Origin of the sequence: Bacillus sp. AFS001701 (genome assembly GCF_002559405.1) — a bacterium.
In the GTDB taxonomy this organism is placed as follows: Bacteria; Bacillota; Bacilli; order Bacillales; family Bacillaceae_G; genus Gottfriedia.
This window is the reverse complement of sequence record NZ_NTZO01000271.1, coordinates 1-2,572: the sequence shown is the minus strand read 5'-3', so window position 1 is coordinate 2,572 and position 2,572 is coordinate 1. Positions and strand designations below refer to the sequence as shown.

Genomic DNA, 2,572 nt, shown 5'->3' with positions numbered 1-2,572 from the left:
ACTACAGGATGCTCGCTTTCTATGAGGCGGGATTCTTTAGCCTCCTCGGCAAGCCTGCGGGGTCTAAGCCTTCCCTCTTATCCCATAGGAGTCTAGCATCCCTTTTGTTCCAATCAACTTATTCATCAAAAAAAGTCTGCAATAATTTCTAATCAAATAGCCTTTACTTAGAGTAACGAAACTGTGTATATTAATCAGTTTGTAGGCCAATAAATATCGAACATTAATTAAACTAATCAATTGAATTTGTTTTTCTAAAGATTAGCTCATAATATTTTAACCTCTGAAAAAATCAAAAAATCATTATTAGTGTTATTGGAATAATGAAATTGCACAAACATATTAACATTTAAAACCATCCAAAAAATGATAAATTCATCATTAATAAATATTCATGTAATGTCCGTTTTCTCTATTGACCATTTTATATTTCAACATTCTTGATTAAATGCTAATTTAATATACTTTACTTAGCATAAAATAACAGTTATCTCATTTGTTTGTATGTCAGACCAAACATCACCTTATAAACTAAACATTAGAATTTAATATTTTAACTTCTATAAAACGATTACTATAGTTTGTTGGATTATTAAGATTGTTTAAACACACATTAACACCTAAAATCTTAATAGATCGTCAAAATATGAATTTTAACATCAATAATGTTCGACTTAATATTGCTTTCCTTATTGACCGCTTTATATTTCAACAAACTAAAACTACACTAACAAAGTTTAATTTGTTAGTGTAGTTTTTTGTTCTTTTAATATTTTAAATAAGGATAACATGTCATATTGGACTGATTGGGTTACTTTATTTAGATTTTGCTTACTGTTTGAGGACATTACTTTTTCGATGTTTTGTAAATGCTTAAGTCCACTTAGTAATTGTTTATTTTTAATATAATCTTTTTGCTTACTCAGAATTAACATTGTTGAGCTTATTTGTTCAAGTTGCTTTTCATTATTAAAGTTTTTATCTGTTAAGTACGATAACATAAAATTAAATGTTTCCACTTCAGCTTTATACATATCTACCGATTGTTTTGGGCCTTTGTATTCTTGCCCACCAACTGTTTCTTCTTTTAAATAAGTACTTTTTAATTTTTTCTTAACTTCATCTGCTAAAAACGTGCTATCTTTTCCACTCAAAGCAATAACGACGAAAAAATTATTATTTTTTTCATAAATGACAGGGGTAAAGCCATTTGTAGATACTTCTTTTTCATTTTTCTTAGCTGATTCCATACTTTTATACATTCCAACTTGTGCGAGATCAAACTTCACTGCTGGAATCATCATTTGTACTTGATTCGTTGCAGTACCAGAAACCGATACACTATTTTTTGTTGGGTTAAGTGCATCTGGCTTTGATTGTTTAAATATCCCTAAAAATACAAACCCAAAACATAGTCCTATTAAACTTGCACCTATAATAGAAATAATTATACTTTTCGAAGGTGACTTCTTTGTGAAAAAAGAAATCTTTTTTTTCTTTTTCTCCTTCACTTTTTGCTCTGGCTTAATCTTTTTCTTCTTTTTAACATCATCTAAAACGATTACTTTTTTTCCTAACCCATCAGGAGTTGGTAAAACCCATCCAAATTCCCCGTTCTTCTCCTCTACCTGATCTTGAGAAGTCACGGCACCTTCTTCAAATGCTTTTTCCTCGCCATTAATTTTAATTGATATCTTTGAGGACTTGTCCATATGAATCCTCCTACTACTTTATTTTAAAACGTAAAAAAATACTAACATATAATTACAGAAAAACACGCCGACATTTGTCGAGGGTAAACAGGTATCGTGCAACAAAAAATTACAAAAACCTGCCCATTTTTTATCTACATATATAAATAACCACCGTAGGATTCCCGGTGGTTATTTGCTATACATTGCCACTTTATTTCTTCCAGCATTTTTTGCTTTTGAATACATAGCTCTGTCGGCACATCGAATTAAGTCTGAAGGTTCTCTCGCCACAATTGGTGCAACTGATGCTCCTATACTTGCTGTTACTGTTAATTTAATCTGTTGATCTTCGTTAGTCATATGATTTGTAATGTAAAATGGAATACTTTCCAGCGATTTTCTAATTTCTTCTGCTAAATCATATGTTTCTCTTTCACTATGATTTACAAGTAGCACTGAAAATTCTTCTCCACCAAAGCGAGCAACTAAACCACTTTGATTCACTACCATTTTAATTCGTCTTGCAACTTCAAGTAATACTTCGTTACCTGCTTGATGACCGTATTGGTCATTCACTCTTTTAAAATAATCTAAATCTATTAGGAGTAATGAAATTGACTTTATCTTGAATGATTTCAACTGTTCAAATTCATCTTTAATTTTAGATTCGAGGTATTCAAAATTATATAAGCCGGTTAAAGAATCAGTTTCACTTTTGATTTTTGTTTGTAAGTAAAACCTTGCATTTTCAACCGCAATTGCGAGATATAATGCAAGTATTTCGATCAGAACTACTTGGTATTTTTTAAAAGCATTTTTTTGTTCTGATGCAATTGTAAGTACACCAACTACTTCTTGATTTTTTATAATTGGAATTG

Annotated in this window: 2 protein-coding genes; both read right to left on the bottom strand. The window is 30.3% G+C overall.

The features are described from left to right. Positions 1-737 precede the first annotated feature (737 nt). Positions 738-1,712, bottom strand: coding sequence for a hypothetical protein (locus tag CN514_RS17465; RefSeq protein WP_098233699.1), 975 nt, complete (start codon positions 1,710-1,712; stop codon positions 738-740). A gap of 171 nt (positions 1,713-1,883) precedes the next feature. Then, the coding region (locus CN514_RS17460) for a sensor domain-containing diguanylate cyclase (protein WP_176525952.1) at positions 1,884-2,572 on the bottom strand (689 nt) is incomplete at its 5' end.

What these genes read in the sequence shown, in the direction of transcription:
- CN514_RS17465 (WP_098233699.1), bottom strand. Translation starts at nt 1,712, where the DNA reads ATGGACAAGTCCTCAAAGATATCAATTAAAATTAATGGCGAGGAAAAA.